The 20,573-nt window shown below is 41.4% G+C and carries 20 protein-coding genes; 14 read left to right on the top strand and 6 right to left on the bottom strand.

Annotated elements, in window-relative coordinates; genetic code table 11:
* Positions 1-36: 36 nt before the first annotated feature.
* The 6 genes from ACTJJD_RS03945 to ACTJJD_RS03920 form a co-directional block, all read right to left on the bottom strand.
* The gene (locus tag ACTJJD_RS03945; RefSeq protein ID WP_242730907.1) at positions 37-960 is read right to left on the bottom strand and encodes an iron-hydroxamate ABC transporter substrate-binding protein; all 924 of its coding nucleotides are present in this window, start codon (positions 958-960) and stop codon (positions 37-39) included.
* A gap of 191 nt (positions 961-1,151) precedes the next feature.
* The gene (locus ACTJJD_RS03940; protein ID WP_007501749.1) at positions 1,152-1,751 is read right to left on the bottom strand and encodes a response regulator transcription factor; all 600 of its coding nucleotides are present in this window, start codon (positions 1,749-1,751) and stop codon (positions 1,152-1,154) included.
* On the bottom strand, positions 1,748-2,884 hold the full coding sequence (locus tag ACTJJD_RS03935; protein WP_242730905.1) for a sensor histidine kinase: 1,137 nt from the start codon (positions 2,882-2,884) through the stop codon (positions 1,748-1,750). The genes ACTJJD_RS03940 and ACTJJD_RS03935 overlap by 4 nt, the downstream gene beginning before the upstream one ends.
* Positions 2,885-3,001: 117 nt before the next feature.
* The gene (locus ACTJJD_RS03930) at positions 3,002-4,057 is read right to left on the bottom strand and encodes a fatty acid desaturase (protein ID WP_017367843.1); all 1,056 of its coding nucleotides are present in this window, start codon (positions 4,055-4,057) and stop codon (positions 3,002-3,004) included.
* A gap of 188 nt (positions 4,058-4,245) precedes the next feature.
* Positions 4,246-5,688 (bottom strand): DEAD/DEAH box helicase, encoded by a 1,443-nt coding sequence (locus ACTJJD_RS03925; RefSeq protein WP_242730903.1) that lies wholly within the window; start codon positions 5,686-5,688, stop codon positions 4,246-4,248.
* Between the two features lie 251 nt (positions 5,689-5,939).
* Entirely contained in the window at positions 5,940-6,743 is an 804-nt protein-coding gene (locus ACTJJD_RS03920) for an NAD kinase (RefSeq protein WP_440608125.1), read from the bottom strand.
* A gap of 447 nt (positions 6,744-7,190) precedes the next feature.
* Between ACTJJD_RS03920 and sppA the strand changes: the two genes are divergently transcribed.
* The 14 genes from sppA (at position 7,191) to ACTJJD_RS03850 (ending at position 20,559) form a co-directional block, all read left to right on the top strand.
* Positions 7,191-8,192, top strand: coding sequence for a signal peptide peptidase SppA (gene sppA / locus ACTJJD_RS03915; protein ID WP_007501739.1), 1,002 nt, complete (start codon positions 7,191-7,193; stop codon positions 8,190-8,192).
* Positions 8,193-8,206: 14 nt separating this feature from the next.
* Complete coding sequence (locus ACTJJD_RS03910; RefSeq protein ID WP_007501737.1) at positions 8,207-8,731, top strand: RDD family protein; 525 nt, start codon at positions 8,207-8,209, stop codon at positions 8,729-8,731.
* A 101-nt stretch (positions 8,732-8,832) separates the two neighbouring features.
* A complete protein-coding gene (locus ACTJJD_RS03905) occupies positions 8,833-9,540 on the top strand; it encodes a DUF2953 domain-containing protein (RefSeq protein ID WP_338335335.1) in 708 nt (235 codons plus the stop codon).
* A 14-nt stretch (positions 9,541-9,554) separates the two neighbouring features.
* Positions 9,555-10,007 carry a GerW family sporulation protein gene (gene ytfJ, locus ACTJJD_RS03900; RefSeq protein ID WP_007501733.1) on the top strand — a complete coding sequence of 151 codons (453 nt, stop codon included), beginning with the start codon at positions 9,555-9,557 and terminating at the stop codon, positions 10,005-10,007.
* Between the two features lie 112 nt (positions 10,008-10,119).
* Positions 10,120-10,620 (top strand): thiol peroxidase, encoded by a 501-nt coding sequence (gene tpx / locus ACTJJD_RS03895; protein WP_007501731.1) that lies wholly within the window; start codon positions 10,120-10,122, stop codon positions 10,618-10,620.
* Between the two features lie 88 nt (positions 10,621-10,708).
* A complete protein-coding gene (locus ACTJJD_RS03890; RefSeq protein ID WP_440608124.1) occupies positions 10,709-11,683 on the top strand; it encodes a class I SAM-dependent methyltransferase in 975 nt (324 codons plus the stop codon).
* Positions 11,684-11,912: 229 nt separating this feature from the next.
* Positions 11,913-13,097: an acetate kinase gene (locus tag ACTJJD_RS03885; RefSeq protein ID WP_007501728.1), complete on the top strand. Its 1,185-nt coding sequence runs from the start codon at positions 11,913-11,915 to the stop codon at positions 13,095-13,097.
* Positions 13,098-13,196: 99 nt separating this feature from the next.
* The gene (locus tag ACTJJD_RS03880; protein WP_440608123.1) at positions 13,197-13,712 is read left to right on the top strand and encodes a MogA/MoaB family molybdenum cofactor biosynthesis protein; all 516 of its coding nucleotides are present in this window, start codon (positions 13,197-13,199) and stop codon (positions 13,710-13,712) included.
* Between the two features lie 173 nt (positions 13,713-13,885).
* Complete coding sequence (locus tag ACTJJD_RS03875) at positions 13,886-15,097, top strand: argininosuccinate synthase (RefSeq protein ID WP_008343148.1); 1,212 nt, start codon at positions 13,886-13,888, stop codon at positions 15,095-15,097.
* On the top strand, positions 15,094-16,467 hold the full coding sequence (gene argH / locus ACTJJD_RS03870) for an argininosuccinate lyase (RefSeq protein ID WP_217816493.1): 1,374 nt from the start codon (positions 15,094-15,096) through the stop codon (positions 16,465-16,467). Before ACTJJD_RS03875 ends, argH begins: the two co-directional genes overlap by 4 nt.
* Before the next feature lie 118 nt (positions 16,468-16,585).
* The gene (locus tag ACTJJD_RS03865) at positions 16,586-17,491 is read left to right on the top strand and encodes a phosphotransferase (protein WP_440608122.1); all 906 of its coding nucleotides are present in this window, start codon (positions 16,586-16,588) and stop codon (positions 17,489-17,491) included.
* Positions 17,492-17,586: 95 nt separating this feature from the next.
* Positions 17,587-18,342, top strand: a complete 756-nt coding sequence (locus tag ACTJJD_RS03860) for an SDR family oxidoreductase (RefSeq protein ID WP_079919522.1) — start codon at positions 17,587-17,589, stop codon at positions 18,340-18,342.
* A gap of 67 nt (positions 18,343-18,409) precedes the next feature.
* The gene (locus tag ACTJJD_RS03855) at positions 18,410-19,093 is read left to right on the top strand and encodes a metal-dependent hydrolase (RefSeq protein WP_216099445.1); all 684 of its coding nucleotides are present in this window, start codon (positions 18,410-18,412) and stop codon (positions 19,091-19,093) included.
* 143 nt (positions 19,094-19,236) lie between these two features.
* Positions 19,237-20,559, top strand: a complete 1,323-nt coding sequence (locus ACTJJD_RS03850) for a CBS domain-containing protein (protein WP_007501721.1) — start codon at positions 19,237-19,239, stop codon at positions 20,557-20,559.
* Positions 20,560-20,573 lie beyond the last annotated feature (14 nt).

The following is a 20,573-nucleotide window of genomic DNA, read 5'->3' as shown; positions in this document are numbered from 1 at the left end:
GGCAAAAAAGCAAGGGAAGAGATCCCTTGCTTCGGTTTATTTACCTAAAAAGTGCTTTTTAAAGAATGATAATTGATATTCAAGTGTGAGTGGGTCATTAAAGTAAAACTCTTCCGCATTTGCTTCATACACACGATGTTTTTTCACAGCAGGAATGGACTTATAGATTTCACTGTTTTGATAGGAATTGTCCATCTCGCTGTTTTTGCTAATGATCATATAGTCTCCGGCAAATTCAGGGATGACCTCTTGTGATACCGCATAGTAACCAGCTTTTAATGCTTTTTCTTTTACTTTTTCCGGCATTTTTAGTTTCATTGCTTGGTAGAGGATTTCTGTTCCGCGTCCCCACGCATCTCCAAAGACGTAAAGATCTTTTGTGCCGCTCTCAAAGACAGATACGGTTGCATCTTCACCAATTTTTGCTTTGATTTCTTTGCCAGCTTCAGCTGCACGCTGTTTGAAATCCTTGACCCATGCTTTTGCTTCTTTTTCTTTGTTTAAGACTTTTCCAATTTCAATATGCTGCTGAAGGTAATCGACTTTGTTATACGTGAATAAAACAGTTGGGGCGATTTTTTTTAGTTTTTCTACATTTTTTGCACTGCTTAAACCGATGATGACATCAGGCTTTAGCTTCATGATTTTTTCAACATTTTCATCTGATACTTCTTCCACATTTTTTAATTTCTTTTGGAAACGTGGATTCTTTTTTGACCAAGAGTCAACACCCACAAGGTTCACACCAAGTGACATGACATTTCCTGAGTAAGATCCGAGAACAACAACACGTTTTGGATTTGCTGGCAGCTTCACAGGTCCATTTTCAGATTGATATGTAATCGTGTCTGATGACGGTGATTGATTTTTTCCTTTATTTGAGGAAGAGTTGTTGCTATTGCCACATGCGCTCAACGCAAGTACGAAGATGAGCATCAGAGGGAACAATATTTTCTTCATGAATGTAGACTCCTTTGAAATCGGCACATAAGCCGTGTATTTGGTTGTATGAGTGATAATGATAATTATTATCACTCAGATATCATACCATAGAAGTGAGGTTTGTTGTCAATGATATTTTAGCAGTGGATAGAGGAATTCTGATAAAAAGAAAAAAAGATCAAGGCAGTGGTATGACCTGATCTTTTTTCTTATTTAAACCAGCCTTTTTCTTTGGAACGAGTAATGGCCTCAATTCGGTTTTTGACTTCTAGTTTATCTAAAATAACGGATATGTAGTTTCGGACAGTGCCGCTTTTAATGCTGAGTTCCTTGGCGATTTCTTTTGTGTTCTTTCCGTCTGCGACGAGTTCTAGAACCGACTTTTCTCGTTCAGTTAAAGGATTTTCGTCGCTATACAAGTCTTCCATTAATTCAGGGGCGTACACCTTTTTCCCTTTCATCACGCTGCGGATGGCACTTGCCAAATCCTCGCTTGGGCTGTCTTTCAACATGTAGCCGCTAACGCCAGCTTTCAGTGCTCTTTGAAAATAGCCAGAACGAGCAAAGGTTGTTAAAATGATGATCTTCACATCAGACTTTTTAAGTTCTTCAGCGGCATCGAGCCCAGATTTTCCTGGCATTTCAATATCCATTAAACAAATGTCGACAGGATGTTTTTGAGCAAAATCAATGGCGTCCTGGCCGTTTGTACCTTTTCCAACAACCGTCATATCGTCTTCTAAATCGAGAAGCGATCCAAGAGCACCGAGCAGCATTTGCTGATCCTCTGCGATAAAGATGTTAATCATTTTATTTCCTCCTTATCTTTCGCTGCTGAATCATTTGGAATACTCATGATCAGCTTCGTCCCGTCTTTTGTTTCAATGTGCAGGCGTCCATTTGCAAATTCCAATCTTTCTCTAATCCCTAAAAGGCCATGTCCCTTCGTTTGAGAGGAGGGATCACTGCCTTTAAATGTGCCGTTATCCTCAACTGTAATGACAGCTTCCTTTGACTTTTGATGAATGGTGATTTGACAGACAGTGGCATCGCTATGTTTGACGACATTCGTCACGGCCTCTTTGATGCACATGCTCACAATGTTTTCGTTCAGAAGAGAGATGTGTTTCGGCGCTTCCTTTTCATCATAAATCATGTCAATATCGGCGGCTTCAAGGATTTGCTTGATGTTCAATATCTCATCTTTGATCCGAATGCCTTTCATGGAAGAAACAATTTTCCGCACTTCATTTAGAGACGTTCTAGCTGTCTGCTGGACGCTTTTTAGTTCGGCACGAGCCTGTTCAGGATCTTTATACACGAGCTTACGGGCAAGGTCACTCTTTAATCCAATGAGAGAGAGTTTTTGTCCAAGTGTGTCATGCAGATCGCGAGCAATTCGCTGTCTTTCTTCAAGTTTGACAAGATCGGCGATCCGTTCATTGGCATATTCTAATTTCTCTTCTAGCCGTTCACGTTCCTTCCTGCTTCTAATGCTAAGAGGGAGGAGAATGGCGCTGATCAGTGTAATCACGACAAACGGAATTTGCGTGAGAAACCAGCCCTTTTTTAAGATCAGGCTAAAGTTCACCGCTACGGCAGCGCTCGCTAGATGGATATAGTATAAGATATAGAAAGGGACTTTTCTTTTGATATGCCCGTTGAAATAGGCGATACAAAAAGCAAAATAAATGTAGCTGTAGAGCATCACATAACCAGTCGAAATGGCGATTAATAGAAGGCCGAATACATATAACGACCAGCCTTTTGAGACAAAGGCAAAACGGTAGACCGCAAAAAAGACGACGTTTAAAATAATGCCGATCACAATGCCTAAAGTCGAAGGGGTCTTAAAGATAAAATAAAAGGGCAGGATGAAAAAAATCGCCCAAATATATGGGGAAATCCCATGCAGTTTTTGAATTTTCAGTTGTTTTTTCATCCGTGATTCACCTTTTTCATTTTTTCAGTCTTTTTCACTACTTTATCAAATTGAACAGGTGAGCGCATCCTGCAAATACAACAAGCTCCTTCTATTGTAAGAAAGAGCTTGCGCCAATTATGCATTCTTCTTCAGAATGTCTCCTTTTATGACAGGTGCGGGCATCTTCTTAGATTGCCGTGCTTCTTTAAAGGTAACGAATGCTTTCGTTTCTTCATCCCAAAGTCTAAATTTCATTGATTCGATACTTGTTTTTAACGTGATGGTTGGAACATTTTGAAGCGGCTCACTGTGCTCATGGGCATGTTCTAAATGATAATTCGGTACCCTCGGACTTAAATGATGAACATGGTGATAGCCGATATTGCCTGTTAACCATTGAAGAAGCTTTGGCAATTTGTAAAAAGAACTGCCTTCTACAGCTGCCTGCACATAATTCCAATGTTCATCTGCTTCAAAGTAAGAATCTTCAAATGTATGCTGCACGTAAAACAGCCATACACCGATTGATCCTGAGATCAGGAAGATTGGACCTTGGACAAGCAGGAACTCCTGCCAGCCAAAAAGAAGACACGTTGCAGTTGCTAGCGCAATGATGCTCACGTTTGTAAAATACGTGTTCCAGCGCTCTTTTTTACGAGCATTTTTGACGTTGAAACGGTTTTTTAAGAGAAAAACAAAGATCGGTCCTAAAATAAACATCACAAAAGGATTACGGTAAAATCTGTAGCGAAACTTCGTCCAAGCTGATGCTTCTTGATATTCTTTGACTGTCAGGAGCCAAATGTCGCCAGTACCTCGTTTGTCTAGATTACTGCTTGTGGCATGGTGAATTGAATGATCTCTTTGCCATTGAAGATAAGGGAAAAGGGTGAGTACGCCCGTTACAAAACCGAACAGGTGATTCAGCGGCTTCTGTTTAAAAAAGGATTGATGGCAGCAGTCGTGAAAAATAATAAAGACACGTACTAAAAAACCAGCTGCAATAACCGCAAAGAAGAGGGTTAAAAGGTAGGAGATGTTCAGGCTATAATAGGCAAGAAACCAAAGCCCCAAAAATGGAATGAATGTATTAAAGAGTTGAATGATACTTTTTTTCGAATTAGCACCAGAGAATTGGCCAACTTGTTTTCTTAAAGTGGCTTGCTGCTGTGTGTTTGTTGAAGTCGTCATGAACGTTCAAGTCCTTTCCGTTTCTTTCTACTTCAAAGTATAGAAGGAAAGGTGTCATGTTCATAGTAGCACCCATCATGTATTCAATATGACATTTGTCATGTTGGACGCAGGAAAGGCTGATGGTTCAAGGGTTGTAAGCTTATTTTATTTTAAATAAAAAAGTAAAGGCGCTTAGCCTTCACTTTTTATGCACGTGCTTCATGAACTTTTAACTGCTTGCCTTTAATGGTTGTGTGGCGCATGGCGTTCAGCACAAGAGGGCCTTTGCCGTTTAAAATATCGACGTATGTTTTCGTATCTTGAATGGTAATAATCCCAATGTCATCAAAGGCAACGCCTTCTATTTTGGCAATGGTCCCAACGAAATCAACAGCCCGCAGCTTCTTTTTCTTCCCGCCGTTAAAATAAAGCTTCATAATATCCTTTTCAACGCCAGCTTGTTTATTTTCCTTTTGAATCGGCGTTTCAATCTTTTCTTCAAAGCTTTCTACATGCTGTTCTGCGTCTTCTTTTGTAGGATAAGGCTGAGTCTGAAAATGAATGCCAGCTTCCTGCTTTAATTCTTCAATGAGCTGCTGCCCGTGCCTTGTCATAAACGCAATCGTTTTCCCGCTTTTACCCGCTCTGCCAGTTCTTCCGGTCCGATGAATATAGCGTTCTTTTTCATATGGCAAGTCGTAATGAATGACATGTGTCATATCACTGACATCAATTCCTCGGGCTGCTATATCGGTTGCGATCAAATAACGGAATTCCCCGTTTTTGAATTCATCCATGACAGCAAAGCGGTCTTCCTGCCTCATGCCTCCGTGAATTTTGTCACAAGGCACATCCCATTCATCCAGCTTCATTGTGAGTTCGTTCACTCGGTCCTGTGTATTACAGAAAATAATGCAGCTATCTGGGTTTTCAATCACGATCGTACGCTGAAGAAGAGAGAATTTCGCTTCTTCCTCCGTTTCAATCACGGTGTGAGTGATTTGTGGTACAGACGTTTCTTCCCGTGCAATTTCAATTACTTTTGGTGAATGTAAAAACTGTTCACTTAATTTCTTCATCTCATCAGACATGGTCGCTGAAAACAGCATTGACATGCGCTTTGGCGGCAGATACTGAATAATAGAAGAGACTTGATCAATAAAACCCATGTTCAGCATTTCATCCGCTTCATCTAATACAAAAAATTTAAGGTTTTCTAAGGAAAGAGTACCTTTCTCAAGGTGATCCAAGACTCGTCCCGGCGTTCCGCACACAATGTGGTTCTTTTGTGCAAGCTCTATTTTTTGTGCTTGAAATGGAGCTTTTCCATAAATGGCGGCCGCTTTGATTCGTTTAAATCGTCCGAGGCTGGTCAGATCCTGTTTGACCTGCATGGCAAGTTCTCTTGTTGGGACGAGGATGAGGGCTTGAGGTTTATTCTCAGCCCAATCCACCATTTCACAAATTGGCAGACCGTAGGCTGCTGTTTTGCCACTACCTGTCTGAGATTTGACAATAAGGTCCTGCCTTGAAAAAGCAACGGATAATGTCTCGTGCTGGACGGGTGTAGGTGTATGGAAATGAAGCGCTTCTAGCGCTTGTTTCAATTCATCGCTTAATGGATATTGATCAAATTGTTGTAATGTCATTGTGTTCTCCTTTTCGTACATTCATACTTGTGACATCATACCATAATCATGACCGTGAATGAAAAGACATGAAAAAAAGCCCCATAAAGGAGCTTTCAGCGTGTAGACAACCCTCGCATTCGGTGTTAGATTTGTGCTCCGGTACTCACGAATGTCAAATTCGCTCCGTTCCGGTGCTCACTCTTCCTAGACTTCAAAGGTTTTCTATCACGCTGAAAAGAAAACAAAAGCCCCGTAAAGGAGCTTTTTGATTAAAGGAATCTGCGTTTTACTTTTTCCCAATAGGAGTTATCTTTTAATTTGACCGTTTTGATCACTTTACCAGAAAGGCCAATATCAATTTGTTTGACATGTTTTGTACCTAGCGCTTCGTTATCAAGACCGATAATCGGATGGTCGTTACCGTCCTGAACAACCTTTAGTGTCAGCTTGCGGTCACTGCTTAAAATGAAAGGAGCTCCAAGTGTACGGTATGAGTTGTTATTCAGCGATGCCAGCTCGGTTACTTGCATACACGGAAGCATCGGATCCACCACGGCGCCGTTGACAGATTTATTGTAGGCCGTTGAACCGGTTGGAGTGGAAATAATCATCCCGTCGCCTCTAAAGGTTTCAAAATGGAAATCATCTATATACACATCGATGACAAATGTTTTAATGACGCTAGAGCGGATCGACAGTTCGTTTAAGCAATGGAACTGGTTTGTACTGTCAACGCTTACATCGATGATCGGATATTTTCTCACTTCAATCTGTTCAGTGTTCATGGCATCAATCATTTGATCAAAATGTTCTAACGAAAAATCGCAGTATAGGTGCGAATTCTCTGTTTTTGATACCCCTACATACAAGCAGTCATCCCGGAAGTTCGTTTTGCGAACCGCTTGAAGAAATGTACCATCTCCACCAATTGAAGCAATGATATGGGCATCTTCTGCACGCTTTACGACGTGAAAGCCTTGATCGGTAGCGAGCTTCTCCAGAGAAGAAATGTGTCCATCCAATTCATGATCTTTTTTGTAAAAGAAAAATACATTGCGACGATTGTCTGTCATTGACGTTCTCCCCTTTGTTGTCAAAAATAGATTTCGAGTAGTAAAGGGCTTACATAAAAACCCTTGTTCACATTTTACACTTTTTTCATATGAAAGTAAAAATATTAGAAAGACGCTTCATCATGATAGAGGCTTCCATTTAAGAAATGAGTCATTGTAAGTGATTAGACGACGCTGACTTTGAGCATAATTTAATAGCTCATTTTGGAAGAAAGAGAGGTCTGGGCGTTTCGTTGTGAAGATGGTCTGAGCTATTAGATATAGGGAGAGGATAAAATAACCAATTTTTCGTCATGATGAGCAAATGATAGAAGATGTAAAGTTGATCGTCATTTCACATCGGTGCTATCATATGTTGAAATGAAATGTAAAAAAACCACAGACCCTGTGAAACATTTCATGTGTGTATTCGTATGAACGAAGTGAGACAAAAAGGAGGAGAAAGAAATGAATGCGAAAAGATGGGTAGCCTTAATCATTGCACTTGGTGTTTTTGGCTTTTCGATTGTGATTAGTATCACGACGGCCTTGTATGAAAGCTTCAATGATAATAAGATGAGCTATCAATTCGGGGACGAAATCGAAGAAAAGGTACTAGAGGATGGCAGCGGAGCGAGTAAAATTGCTGTACTTGAGATTAATGGCACGATTCAAGATAACGGCGGTGCATCCAGCCTTCTAGGCGGGGAAGCATATGATCATCGTGCGTTCTTAAAAGAATTAGATAAAGCAAAAGACGATGCGTCTGTGAAAGGTGTCTTGCTGCGCGTCAACTCTCCTGGCGGCGGTGTCTATGAAAGTGCTGAAATACATAAAAAATTAGAAGAAGTAAAGAAAGCGAAGAAACCAATTTATGTTTCTATGGGTTCAATGGCGGCTTCTGGCGGCTATTATGTATCCACTCCAGCGAAAAAAATCTTTGCTTCACCTGAAACGTTAACAGGGTCTCTAGGGGTCATCATGCAAAGCTTGAATTATGCAAAGCTGGCAGATAATTTAGGCATCAAATATGAAACCATTAAAAGTGGAAAATTCAAAGACATCATGTCCCCAAATCGTGATATGACAAAAGATGAGCGCGACATCATGCAAAGCATGGTTGACAACTCTTATGAAGGCTTTGTGAAAGTCATCTCAGAAGGACGCGGCATGTCTAAGCAGGACGTCAAGAAAATTGCTGACGGCCGAGTATATGACGGAACACAGGCGAAATCGAACGGATTAGTGGATGAGCTTGGGTACTATGAAGATGCACTAAAAGCAATGAAGAAAAATGAAAAAGGCTTAAAAGGAGCAACAGTAATCAGCTATTCACAAAGCTTTGGCTGGAACTCTCTTTTCAATATGAGTGCAAGCAAGCTCTTTAAAAGCGAAATTGATTTTCTGAACTTAAAAGAAACACTGGCTGGCTCAAATGGGTCTAAACCGATGTATCTCTATTCAAAATAAAGGAGGGATCATAGATGGATTCTACATTCGATGAAGTAACGGAAAGTCGCAGCCAAGAGGGAGAATCAAGGCCGACTCTTGCGAAGCGCACTTCAATTGAAGCGCAAGCCTTTGCAGGTTTCTGGATTAGATTTTGGGCATTTATCCTAGATTGGCTCGTCGTATGGGGTGTTAACCATTTGACAGTTTCTCCAATCTTTAGTCTCTTTGGCTGGTCAAAAGGGGGAGGCTGGTTTTCCCCATTTTCCGTCACAACCACAATTGTCTTTCTGCTTTATTTTGCGATCATGACGAAGATTTTCCAACAAACACTTGGAAAGATGGTGTTTGGAATCAAAGTCGTCTCACTTCAGCCGGAGAAGAAGCTGTCATGGGATGTCATTTTCTTTAGAGAAATTGTGGGGCGATATATTAATACGCTTTTTGTTCTCTATGCTGTGGTTGGGTTCACGCCGAAAAAGCAAGGGGTTCATGACTACTTTGCAGATACGGTGGTTGTTCATGAACATTTATATGAAAAAACAGAATCAAACGCATAATCAAAGAGAGTTTGGCCGGGTACCGGTCAAACTCTTTTTTTGGGTGATTGGGTATAAAATCCAGAAGGAGAGCCATAATCGTAGAGGAAGCATCATTTGTTATGGAGGAAGTGAGCACAGTGCTGTACGTTTGGATTGCCGCTTTTTTGTTCCTTGTGATCTTATTGATCTTTATGAAAGTGACCATTTCACTGGACTATTCACATGCAAATGACAATGACCATATTGCGGTGAAGATCATCACCTTATATGGAATTGTCAGACTGAAGAAAGACATTCCGATGGTGAAAGTGAATACGGAAGATCAAACGATTGATATTCGTGAAAAGAAAATGGCCAGCACCAAAACGCCTAATCAAGAAAAAGAAACCATGCATAAAAAAGTGGGAAAACGTAATGTAAAGGAAATCCTTCATCAAATGGAGCGTATTACAAAAGAGATTGTCGATCTAAACCGGATCATGCGAAAGTTCTTCATTCATATAAAAATCGTCTCATTTCACTGGTCCACATGGATTGGTTTTCATGACGCAGCTTTAACAGGTGTAGCAGCCGGTGGTGTGTGGTCAGTCAAAGGAGCACTTCTTGCCTTTATGCAGGAGCACCTCACCTTTAAGCACAAACCCGTCTATGAAGTGATTCCCGCTTTTCAGCACAATGTGTCACAGACACACTTTGCATGTATAGCTTATTTTCGGATTGGACATGCTATGCTTGCAGCCATTCGATTACTTGTCCATTGGTTAAAAGGGAGAAAGGCGAGAAAAAATGCCTCTCTTCAAGCAACGAAGAATGAATCATCTGTTTAAGGAGGAACCCGAAAATGGCAGATCATCCAATCCAAGGTCTGATGAAGACAGCGATGGAAAACTTAAAAGAAATGATTGATGTGAACACGATCATCGGCGATCCAGTCGAAACCCCTGACGGCAGTGTCATTCTCACTGTGTCAAAGGTTGGTTTTGGATTTGCAGCCGGCGGCAGTGAATTCAACGGTAACCAAAAGAAAGAAAAACGGTCTGATGAACAAGAACGAAAAGAACCGAGACTCCCATTTGGAGGCGGAAGCGGTGGGGGAGTATCGATTACACCAATCGCCTTTTTAATTGTGGGAACAAATGGCGTACGAATGCTTCATTTGGATGAACACACACATCTGCTCGATAAAATATTGGATTCTGCTCCTCAAGCAATTGAACGTCTTCAGCACATGTTTAAGAAGGATGAACGGGAGCATCGTCACAAAGAACGAAAACTAGATGACATAGACCTTTAAAAAGTTAGCTGCCCTGCAGTTAACTTTTTTTTCAAAATGGACGATTAGGCTTTGCAGTTTTTTGCTTTCTCTACTATGATAGAACCATACATTTGATAAGGGAGGAATTGTTTTGGCATCGATCACATTTAAAGGGAGCCCAGTAACGCTTGTAGGAAATGAAGTGAAAGTAGGCGAGCAGGCTCCAGATTTCACGGTATTAACGAACTCACTAGGGGAAGTTTCACTTTCTGATTTAACAGGAAAAGTGACGATTATCTCAGTGATTCCTTCTATTGATACAGGTGTGTGTGACGCACAAACAAGACGTTTCAATGAAGAGGCAGCCGGTTTAGGTCCGGTCAATATCTATACCATTAGTGCAGACCTACCATTTGCACAAGCACGCTGGTGCGGAGCAAACGGAATTGAAAATGTCGAAACATTATCTGATCATAGAGATATGTCATTTGGTGAAGCGTTTGGTTTATATATGAAAGAATTGCGTTTATTGGCGCGTGCGGTCTTCGTATTAGACCCAAGCGGAAAAGTGGTTTACACTGAGTACGTAAGCGAAGCAACCAATCATCCAAATTATGAAAAAGCCATTGAGGCTGCGAAATCACTGTTATAAAAGCAGCATCGACAAGAGCTCCGGCTTCATACTGGGGCTCTTTTCAATGAGAACATATAGCTTTTAACAAAGCGAGGAGAGAAAAGCATTGCAGAAAGATCAAGTGAGTACGATTTTTGAGCTGCTCGATACAGCTTCAATTCGTTTAAAAAAGGAACAGAACATTTCCTATATTGAAGCATTGGCAGAAGCAGGAGAAGCCTTTTTCCAGGCAAATGATCGAAATGGTTTACTAAAAGATTTAATAGAGAAAGCAGATTTCGCCTCTTATGATCATGAGCAGATTCGTAAAGCGTTTCAGCTCGCCGTATTAAAAGGACAAAAGGATATTTCACATCCAAACCGTCAGATGACACCTGATACAATTGGTCTGTTTGTCAGCTATTTGGTCAATAAATTTTTAGAAGGACAAAAAGAGCTGGTTGTCTTTGATCCAGCAGCAGGAACAGGGAATTTACTGCTTGCGGTCCTCAACAATGTAACAACAGAAACAACACGCGGTTTTGCCTCTGAAATTGATGACGTGCTCATTAAAATTGCGTGGGCACAAGCGAACTTAGAAGAAAAAGAAGTAGAGCTTTTCCACCAGGACAGCCTTGAGCCGCTTCTTATCTCACCTGCAGATGTTGCTGTATGTAGTCTTCCTGTCGGGTATTATCCAAATGATGAGCGCGCTAAAGACTATGAATTAAAGGCAAAAGAAGGTCATTCCTTTGCGCATTATTTATTCATTGAGCAAAGTCTTCGTTACACGAAAGAAGGCGGCTTCTTATTCTTCATCATTCCAAACGATTTGTTTGAAGGAAAAGAAAGCGTACAATTAAAGGATTTCATCAAAGAACATGCATATATGAATGCGTTAATTCAGCTACCAGTCTCTATGTTCAAAGACAAAAAGCACGCCAAAAGCTTATTTGTGATGCAAAAGAAAAAAGAGGGGCTCGAAGCACCGAAACGTATGCTATTTGCCAATCTGCCATCTTTCTCACAGAAGGAAGCAATGGTTGGCGTCATGAGAAAATTAGACCAATGGTTTATAGAAGAAAAAGAAACGAAAGAATAGCCAGAGTGATGTCTGGCTATTTTATTATTCAGAAAATAACGACTTATTGATGTAAGCGGTAACAGTTCGAAGGTGTACTTGAAATGCAAAGTTTTCAATGTTTAAATGAAAAAGTCAGATATTTTTCGGACTTATCGTTAAACTATAAAAGACCCGTTCAAACAGGTTGAATATAGCACCGAAAAAACGTGAAACCTTATATAACAACTGAGTAAAAGGAGCGACAGTAATGTCCAAAATTATTGCAATCAACGCAGGAAGCTCATCTCTTAAATTCCAATTGTTCGACATGCCAGAAGAAACCGTTTTAACAAAAGGTCTTGTTGAAAGAATCGGAATGGACAACAGTATCTTCACGATTTCTGTAGATGGAGAAAAGAAAACAGAAGTCACAGATATTCCAGATCATGCAGTAGCGGTTAAAATGCTGCTTGAAAAACTAATTGAATTTAACATCATCAAAGACTTTAATGAAATTGATGGCGTAGGACACCGCGTCGTTCACGGCGGAGAAAAATTCAGCGATTCTGTTGTATTAACAGATGAAGTCATCAATGACATTGATCAGCTTTCAGAGCTTGCACCACTTCACAACCCTGCAAACGTTGTAGGAATCAAAGCATTTAAACAAATTCTGCCTGACGTACCAGCGATTGCTGTGTTCGATACAGCGTTCCACCAAACAATGCCAGAGCAGTCTTACCTATACAGCCTTCCGTACGACTACTACAAAAACTTTGGTATTCGTAAATACGGATTCCACGGGACAAGCCATAAGTTCGTAACAGAGCGTGCAGCAGAGCTATTAGGCCGTCCTCTTGAAGAGCTTCGTTTGATTTCTTGCCACCTTGGAAATGGTGCAAGTATCGCAGCAGTTGAAGGCGGAAAATCAATCGATACGTCAATGGGCTTCACACCACTTGCGGGTGTTGCAATGGGAACACGTTCAGGTAACATTGACCCTGCCCTTATTCCATTTATTATGGAGAAAACAGGACATACAGCGGAAGAAGTACTTTCTACTTTGAATAAGAAGAGTGGTCTTTTAGGTGTGTCTGGTCTTTCAAGTGATCTTCGTGATATCGAAGAAGCGACAGAAGAAGGAAACGACCGTGCAGAAGTAGCACTAGATATTTTTGCAAGCCGTATTCATAAATACATCGGTTCTTATGCAGCGAGAATGAATGGTGTAGATGCCATCATCTTCACAGCTGGAATCGGTGAAAACAGCTCAGAAGTGAGAGCACGTGTACTTCGTGGTCTAGAATTCATGGGCGTATACTGGGATCCATCTCTTAACAACATGAGAGGCGAAGAAGCATTCATCAGCTACCCTCACTCTCCTGTAAAAGTCATCGTGATTCCAACGAACGAAGAAGTTATGATTGCAAGAGACGTTATGCGTTTAGCGTAACATCCTTTTGAAGCTCTTTTCCTCAGCGGAAAAGGGCTTTTTTCTATTGAAATCAGCATGCTATAATGTGAGGCAATATGAAAGGAGCGGTGTGAAGATATGAGCGCCCAAGAACATAAACGCGAAGCGAAAACGAGGCTTCATGTAAAAGTCATTACCGTCAGTGATACAAGGACAAAAGAAACAGATAAAAGCGGCCGTCTGATGATTGATTTGCTCAAAGAACAAGGGCATCTTATTCTTGCATACGATATTGTGAAAGATCACATTGGAGCGATTCAAGACGCCGTTTTAGAAGGAATAAGCGAAGCGAAGATTGATGCCGTCTTGTTAAACGGGGGAACTGGTATTGCAGCAAGGGACGTCACGATTGAATCCATTACACCTCTTTTCTCAAAAGAGCTGCCGGGCTTTGGAGAAATTTTTCGCATGCTGAGCTATACAGAAGATATTGGATCAGCCGCTATCTTATCTAGAGCGACGGCAGGGGTGATTAACCAAAAAGCCGTTTTTGCCACACCAGGCTCTACCGGAGCAGTTCGGTTAGCCATGACCAAACTCATTATTCCAGAGCTTCCTCATGTGTTGCGAGAGCTTGAAAAAGATCAAAAATAGCCCAAAATGACTCTGCCAAGAAAATTTGGCAGAGTTTTTTTCATAAAGGGGTTGAAAAAACAATTTTTCCTTGTTACAGTGTATACATACTAAATGCATGTTTATAAATTAAAACTTATTTTTATGCAAAAAACATTCACAGAATCAAAACAAGCGAGAGGAGCTTTTCAAACATGTCACAAAATAAAAAAGTCGTATTAGCATATTCCGGAGGTCTTGATACCTCTGTTGCAGTTAAATGGTTACAGGAGCAAGGTTACGAAGTTGTTGCTTGCTGCCTGGACGTAGGTGAAGGAAAAGATTTAGCATTCGTTCAACAAAAAGCACTTCAAGTCGGAGCTGTTCAATCTTACATGATCGACGCAAAAGAAGAGTTTGCTGAAGAATTTGCACTTGCTGCACTGCAAGCACACACGATGTATGAAGGGAAATACCCACTCGTGTCTGCACTATCTCGTCCGCTCATTGCTAAAAAATTAGTGGAAGTCGCAGAGAAAGAAAATGCCGTAGCCGTTGCACACGGATGTACAGGGAAAGGAAACGACCAAGTTCGTTTTGAAGTATCAATCAAAGCATTGAATCCAGACCTAGAAGTTCTTGCACCAGTGCGTGAATGGAAATGGTCTCGTGATGAAGAAATCGACTATGCACAAAAGCACGGTATTCCAATTCCGATTAACTTAGACAGCCCATATTCAATTGACCAAAACCTTTGGGGCAGAAGTAACGAATGTGGTATTTTAGAAGATCCTTGGGCAGCGCCGCCAGAAGGTGCTTATGATCTGACAAATCCACTTGAAAAAACACCTGACACACCTGAAATCATTGAAATCACGTTTGAAAAAGGAAAACCAACAGCGATTGACGGAATCCAGTATTCATTATCTGATCTGATCCTTCATTTAAATGAAGTTGCTGGCCAGCATGGTGTAGGCAGAATCGATCATGTTGAAAACCGTCTTGTTGGAATCAAATCTCGTGAAGTGTATGAGTGCCCAGGTGCAGTTACCCTATTAAAAGCACACAAAGAACTTGAAGACTTAACGCTTGTTAAAGAAGTAGCACACTTTAAGCCAATCGTTGAACAAAAAATGGCTGAATTAATATACAACGGCTTATGGTTCTCACCACTTAAATCAGCACTAGATGCATTCTTACAAGAAACGCAAAAGAACGTAACAGGTGTTGTACGTGTGAAACTATTTAAAGGCCATGCCATTGTAGAAGGACGTAAATCACCATATTCACTTTATGATGAAAATCTAGCAACTTACACAAAAGCAGATGAATTCGATCATGATGCAGCTGTAGGATTTATTAACCTTTGGGGTTTACCAACAAAAGTAAACAGCATCGTGAACAAAAAGGAGCAGGTTAAAGCATGAAAAAGCTTTGGGGAGGCCGATTTCAAAAAACACCAGAAAAATGGGTCGATGAGTTTGGTGCATCCATTCATTTCGACAAACAATTAGTCAAAGAAGATCTGACCGGCTCCCTTGCCCATGCAAGTATGCTGAATAAATGCGGTATCATCGGCGATGAGGAGGCCGCTGCAATCAAAGACGGACTGAATACGCTCATGAAAAAGGCAGAGGCGGATGAACTCGATTTCTCAGTAGATTATGAGGACATTCATTTAAACCTTGAAAAAATGCTCATTGATGAGATTGGTCCGCTTGGCGGCAAATTGCACACAGCGAGAAGCCGGAATGATCAGGTCGCAACCGATATGCATTTATATTTGAATAACCAAGTAGAGCATATCATTGAGCTGATCTCTTCTTTTCAAACAGTGCTTGTAGAAAAAGCTGAACAGCACGTTGAAACGATTTTTCCAGGATATACGCACTTACAGCGTGCACAGCCTATTTCCTTTGCCCATCATATGCTCGCCTACTTTTGGATGCTTGAGCGGGACAAAGCGCGTTTTCAAGATTCATTGAAGCGGATTAATGTGTCACCACTTGGATGCGGGGCGTTAGCAGGAACGACATTCCCAATTGATCGTGAATATACAGCAGAGCTTCTTGGCTTTGACCATATTTACGAGAACAGCCTTGATGGCGTGAGTGATCGTGATTTCATTTTAGAGTTCTTGTCTAATAGCAGTCTTGTGATGATGCACCTCTCACGTCTTTGTGAAGAAATCATTTTATGGTGCTCTCAAGAATTCAAATTCATTGAGCTTGATGACACGTACGCAACAGGCAGCAGCATGATGCCGCAAAAGAAAAACCCGGATATGGCTGAATTGATCCGCGGAAAAACAGGGCGGGTATATGGCAACCTGATGGGGCTGCTCACGATTATGAAAGGCTTGCCGCTTACGTATAACAAAGACTTGCAAGAAGATAAAGAAGGCATGTTTGATACGGTGAAAACAATCGCTGGCAGCCTGCAAATCTTCACAGGCATGATTCAAACAATGACAGTGAACGAAGACATCATGAAAAAAGCAACAAAAGAAGATTTCTCAAATGCGACCGAAGTGGCAGACTACCTTGCGAAAAAAGGCATGCCATTCCGTGAAGCACACGAAATCGTTGGGAAGCTTGTGTATACATGCATTCAAAAAGGCATCTATTTAAGTGACCTTCCATTTGAAACATTTACAGAAGCAAGCGGCCTCTTTGAAAAAGACATTTACACTGTTCTTGATCCGTATGTTGCTGTTGAAAAAAGAACAAGTGCAGGTGGAACTGGATTTAAACAAATTCAGCTCGCTTTAGAAAAAGCAAAAGCCTGCCTAGCATAATTCGCCAAAACCATTCGTTTATACGGATGGTTTTTTTCATGGGAAAAAGGAGATTGATCTTCACTGGAGAAAATGAAAGCATACCAGTGTCAAGCTGAATAAGGAGTGACAACAGTTCATGAAGAAAACGCTTCAGGCTTTGTTTGATCAGCCTATCGTATCAGTGAAAACGTTAGGAGAACCATACGACGGTAGGGCTAATAATGTGTGGCTGATTTCCTTGCAAGATCAGACGGAATATGTAGTGAAATCTCCAAAAACTGCAAGAGAAGAAAGTGAATTTGTGTATGGGATCAACATGATTTATGGAGTAGATGCCCGTACTGTACAAGAGCATCTTGATGAAATCAATGAAAAGCTGGCTCATACGAATTCCTTCCATATTCCGAAAGTTGTTCGTAAAGTGAAGAAGGCGGGGAAACACTTTTATGTCATGGAAAAAGTAGAAGGAATCCCTTTAACATCTTTTGAGGGCCGTTCAGCACAATTCTATAGGGATTACGGGAGGAGACTAGCGCATCTTCATTCATATCAAACAAACTTTTTCGGAGCAGTATACGGGGGAGAAAAGAGACATTTGAGAGAATTCCATGCGCTGTTAAAAAAGGCAGTCTCCAAACTCATCAGCCGCTATTACACTAATCAGCCTGAATTTCAGGATTATGCAGAAAAGGTGCAGCAAAAGCTTGAAACGCTAAGTCCTCCTGATGCAGCCAGTCTCATTTTAATTGATTTAGACCCATCGCAATATATTGAAGACGATGATCAAGTGACAAGTCTAGTTGATACGGAATATGTCGTATTTGGACCAGCTGCGTTTGATTTGATTGCACTCGAATACCTTTTGACGAAAGAAGCTGCACAAGCGGTTCAATTAGGGTATGAAGAGATTTGCCCGCTTCCTCGCCAGCTTCATGAGGTGAGAGAATGCTATCGGTTTGTTTCGCTGCTTCTCGATATCCATGGTTCATGGGATATGAAAAAGTGGATGAATCACCCTATACGGTTTTCCCCTCACTGTTAAAGGGTTCAAAAGTGCGAAGGGAGCCGGTTTATAGTAAAGTAAAGATAATAAAAGAAACACATGAACTTGCAACCTTTGCTTTAGGAGGAGATTGTGTGCGACACGCATTAATAACAGCGGGTTCTAAAGGACTTGGCAGGAAAGTCACCGAGTCTTTACTGAATATGGGGTATTCTGTGACAGTGAATTATCGAAGTGATGATGAAGCTGTCCGGCAGATGAAAGAAGAACTGCAAGAATACGAAGAAAAGCTTCAATTTGTCCAAGGCGATGTGACAAACAGAGAAGATTTAAAAAACATGGTCGAGCTGGCAGTAGAACGATTTGGGCGGATTGATGCCTTGATCAATAATGCTGGACCTTATATTTTTGAACGAAAAAAACTCGCGGATTACTCTGAAGACGAATGGTATCAAATGATGGAAGGCAACCTATCCGCAGTGTTCCATTTGTTCCGAATGGTGATCCCTATGATGAGAAAACAAGGCTTTGGCCGGATTATCACATATGGCTTCCAAGGAGCAGACCATGCGCCAGGCTGGATGCACAGATCAGCCTTTGGAGCGGCAAAAGTGGGCCTTGCGTCATTGACGAAAACCATTGCGATTGAAGAAGCCGAAAACGGCATCACCGCTAATATGGTGTGTCCAGGCAAAATCGTTGGAGACATGAAAGAATCGACAATAGAGGAAGCCCGCCAAATCAAAGACGTTGAAACGCCAATAGGCAGGTCTGGTACTGGAGAGGATATAGGGCGTATCATTTCATTTCTATGTGATGACCGTTCAGACCTCATTACAGGAACCGTCATTGAAGCAACAGGTGGTCTTAATGTCATTCATAGGCACTAAGTTTTTCAGCTTTTTATAGAGGGAATAGAAAAAAATGAGATCAAATTCGAAAGGTGGATATATTTACATGAAAGCTACATATCATGGACATTCAGTCGTACACATTGAAACAAACGGATACCATATTTGGATTGATCCATTTTTAAATGGAAATAAGCACACGGATATCAAACCGCAAGATGTCAAAGCAGATGTGATTTTGCTCACGCACGGGCATGGAGATCACATCGGAGACACGATTGAAATCGCTAAAAACAATGACGCACTCGTGATTGCGCCATTCGAACTTGCCACTTATTTAGGCTGGCAAGGGGTGAAAACGCACCCGCTTTCTATAGGCGGCGGACGTGAATTTGAATTTGGTAAAGTCAAGCTGACGCAAGCGTTCCATGGCTCAGCAGTCATTGATGAAGAATCCAAAACGATTACGTATACAGGGATGCCATCCGGTATTTTATTTACTGCTGAAGGCAAAACAATTTATCATGCTGGAGACACGGCTCTCTTCTCGGATATGAAACTCATTGGGGAGCTGAATCATATTGAGCTCGCCTTCCTGCCAATAGGTGATAACTTCACAATGGGACCAGACGATGCGAGAATCGCAGCAGAGTGGCTTCGTGCGAAACAAGTCGTACCGATTCATTACAGTACATTCCCGCCGATTGAGCAAGATCCTCATGCCTTTGCAGACAGCTTGCATGGCGGCGTGGGTCACGTATTAAACAGTGGAGAATCCATCGATATTTAATAATAAGAAGAAAAGCCGGCATCCAACCGGCTTTTTTATTTGCCTGTATCGTGCTCGTGTAAAAGACAAATTGCTATTAAAAGCCTCCTGCCTTTATAATGAAATATAGATGAAAACGCTGAAAACAAAAAGGGTGAACGGGATTGGCGACAAAGCATGAGCAAATTTTATCGTATATTGATTCATTAGATGTCGGAGAGAAAATTTCTGTCCGGCGTATAGCGAAAGAAATGAAAGTCAGTGAAGGCACGGCTTACCGGGCTATTAAGGATGCTGAAAATAAAGGGTTCGTGAGCACCATTGAACGAGTCGGTACCATTCGAATTGAACAGAAGAAAAAAGAAAATATTGAAAAGCTGACATATGCGGAAGTAGTCAATGTCATTGATGGTCAGGTGCTTGGCGGACGAGCCGGCTTACATAAAACGTTAAATAAATTTGTCATCGGTGCAATGGAACTGGATGCGATGATGCGTTACACAGCAGCAGGCAACCTGTTGATCGTCGGAAACCGAATCAATGCTCATCGGCAAGCATTAGAGGCGGGAGCGGCTGTGTTGGTCACGGGCGGATTCTCAACAGATGATGAAATTATTCAGCTCGCAGATGAGCTTGAGCTGCCCATTTTATCAACAAGCTACGATACATTTACCGTAGCGGCTCTCATTAACCGGGCCATTTATGACCAGTTGATTAAAAAAGAAATTGTGCTTGTGGAGGATATTTTAACGCCGATTGAACGGACCGTCTATTTATCGCCAGAAGACAAACTTGAGAAATGGTATGAAAAGAATTATGAAACCGGGCACGGCCGGTTCCCGGTAGCAGACGATCAAATGAAAATTCACGGCATTTTGACCTCAAAAGATATTGCAGGCCATGACCGTTCTACACCGATTGAAAAGGTGATGACAAAAAATCCGCTGACCGTTATTGGCAAAACATCTGTCGCTTCAGCTGCACAAATGATGGTGTGGGAAGGTATTGAGGTGCTGCCAGTTGTAAATGATCATGCGAAGCTGATTGGGATGATTAGCCGTCAGGACGTGCTGAAGGCGCTGCAAATGATTCAAAAGCAGCCGCAGGTCGGTGAAAAGCTGGATGATGTCGTGTCTAGAGGATTTAAGGAAGCTGATACAGAAAAACCAAAAACAGATGCGGTGTACCAATATGAAGTCTCACCACAAATGACAAATCAACTCGGCAATATTTCGTATGGTGTGTTTACACAAATTTTAATCGAATCAGCCAACCGCTTCTTAAAGTCTCATAAAAAAGGTGAACTAATTGTAGAAAGTCTTTCTGTCTATTTCTTAAAACCAGTTCAAATGGAATCCACGATACAGATCAAACCGAATATTTTAGAAGTTGGGCGCAAGTTTGGAAAACTGGAAGTGGAAGTTTACCATCAGTCAAATATTGTAGGCAAAGCGATGTTGATGGTGCAGCTGATGGAGAGAGGATAATAGGCAAAAAAGGG

This window comes from Bacillus sp. 22446 (assembly GCF_052044955.1).
Lineage (GTDB): Bacteria > Bacillota > Bacilli > Bacillales > Bacillaceae > Bacillus > Bacillus altitudinis.
The sequence above is the reverse complement of the archived record's forward strand: the minus strand, read 5'-3'. Positions and strand labels throughout refer to the sequence as shown.

Bases quoted from the DNA above. Each gene is read 5' to 3' on its own strand.
- ACTJJD_RS03945 (WP_242730907.1), bottom strand. From the start codon at position 960: ATGAAGAAAATATTGTTCCCTCTGATGCTCATCTTCGTACTTGCGTTG.
- ACTJJD_RS03940 (WP_007501749.1), bottom strand. From the start codon at position 1,751: ATGATTAACATCTTTATCGCAGAGGATCAGCAAATGCTGCTCGGTGCT.
- ACTJJD_RS03935 (WP_242730905.1), bottom strand. From the start codon at position 2,884: ATGAAAAAACAACTGAAAATTCAAAAACTGCATGGGATTTCCCCATAT.
- ACTJJD_RS03930 (WP_017367843.1), bottom strand. From the start codon at position 4,057: ATGACGACTTCAACAAACACACAGCAGCAAGCCACTTTAAGAAAACAA.
- ACTJJD_RS03925 (WP_242730903.1), bottom strand. From the start codon at position 5,688: ATGACATTACAACAATTTGATCAATATCCATTAAGCGATGAATTGAAA.
- ACTJJD_RS03920 (WP_440608125.1), bottom strand. From the start codon at position 6,743: ATGACAGACAATCGTCGCAATGTATTTTTCTTTTACAAAAAAGATCAT.
- sppA (WP_007501739.1), top strand. From the start codon at position 7,191: ATGAATGCGAAAAGATGGGTAGCCTTAATCATTGCACTTGGTGTTTTT.
- ACTJJD_RS03910 (WP_007501737.1), top strand. From the start codon at position 8,207: ATGGATTCTACATTCGATGAAGTAACGGAAAGTCGCAGCCAAGAGGGA.
- ACTJJD_RS03905 (WP_338335335.1), top strand. From the start codon at position 8,833: ATGGAGGAAGTGAGCACAGTGCTGTACGTTTGGATTGCCGCTTTTTTG.
- ytfJ (WP_007501733.1), top strand. From the start codon at position 9,555: ATGGCAGATCATCCAATCCAAGGTCTGATGAAGACAGCGATGGAAAAC.
- ACTJJD_RS03885 (WP_007501728.1), top strand. From the start codon at position 11,913: ATGTCCAAAATTATTGCAATCAACGCAGGAAGCTCATCTCTTAAATTC.
- ACTJJD_RS03880 (WP_440608123.1), top strand. From the start codon at position 13,197: ATGAGCGCCCAAGAACATAAACGCGAAGCGAAAACGAGGCTTCATGTA.
- ACTJJD_RS03875 (WP_008343148.1), top strand. From the start codon at position 13,886: ATGTCACAAAATAAAAAAGTCGTATTAGCATATTCCGGAGGTCTTGAT.
- argH (WP_217816493.1), top strand. From the start codon at position 15,094: ATGAAAAAGCTTTGGGGAGGCCGATTTCAAAAAACACCAGAAAAATGG.
- ACTJJD_RS03865 (WP_440608122.1), top strand. From the start codon at position 16,586: ATGAAGAAAACGCTTCAGGCTTTGTTTGATCAGCCTATCGTATCAGTG.
- ACTJJD_RS03855 (WP_216099445.1), top strand. From the start codon at position 18,410: ATGAAAGCTACATATCATGGACATTCAGTCGTACACATTGAAACAAAC.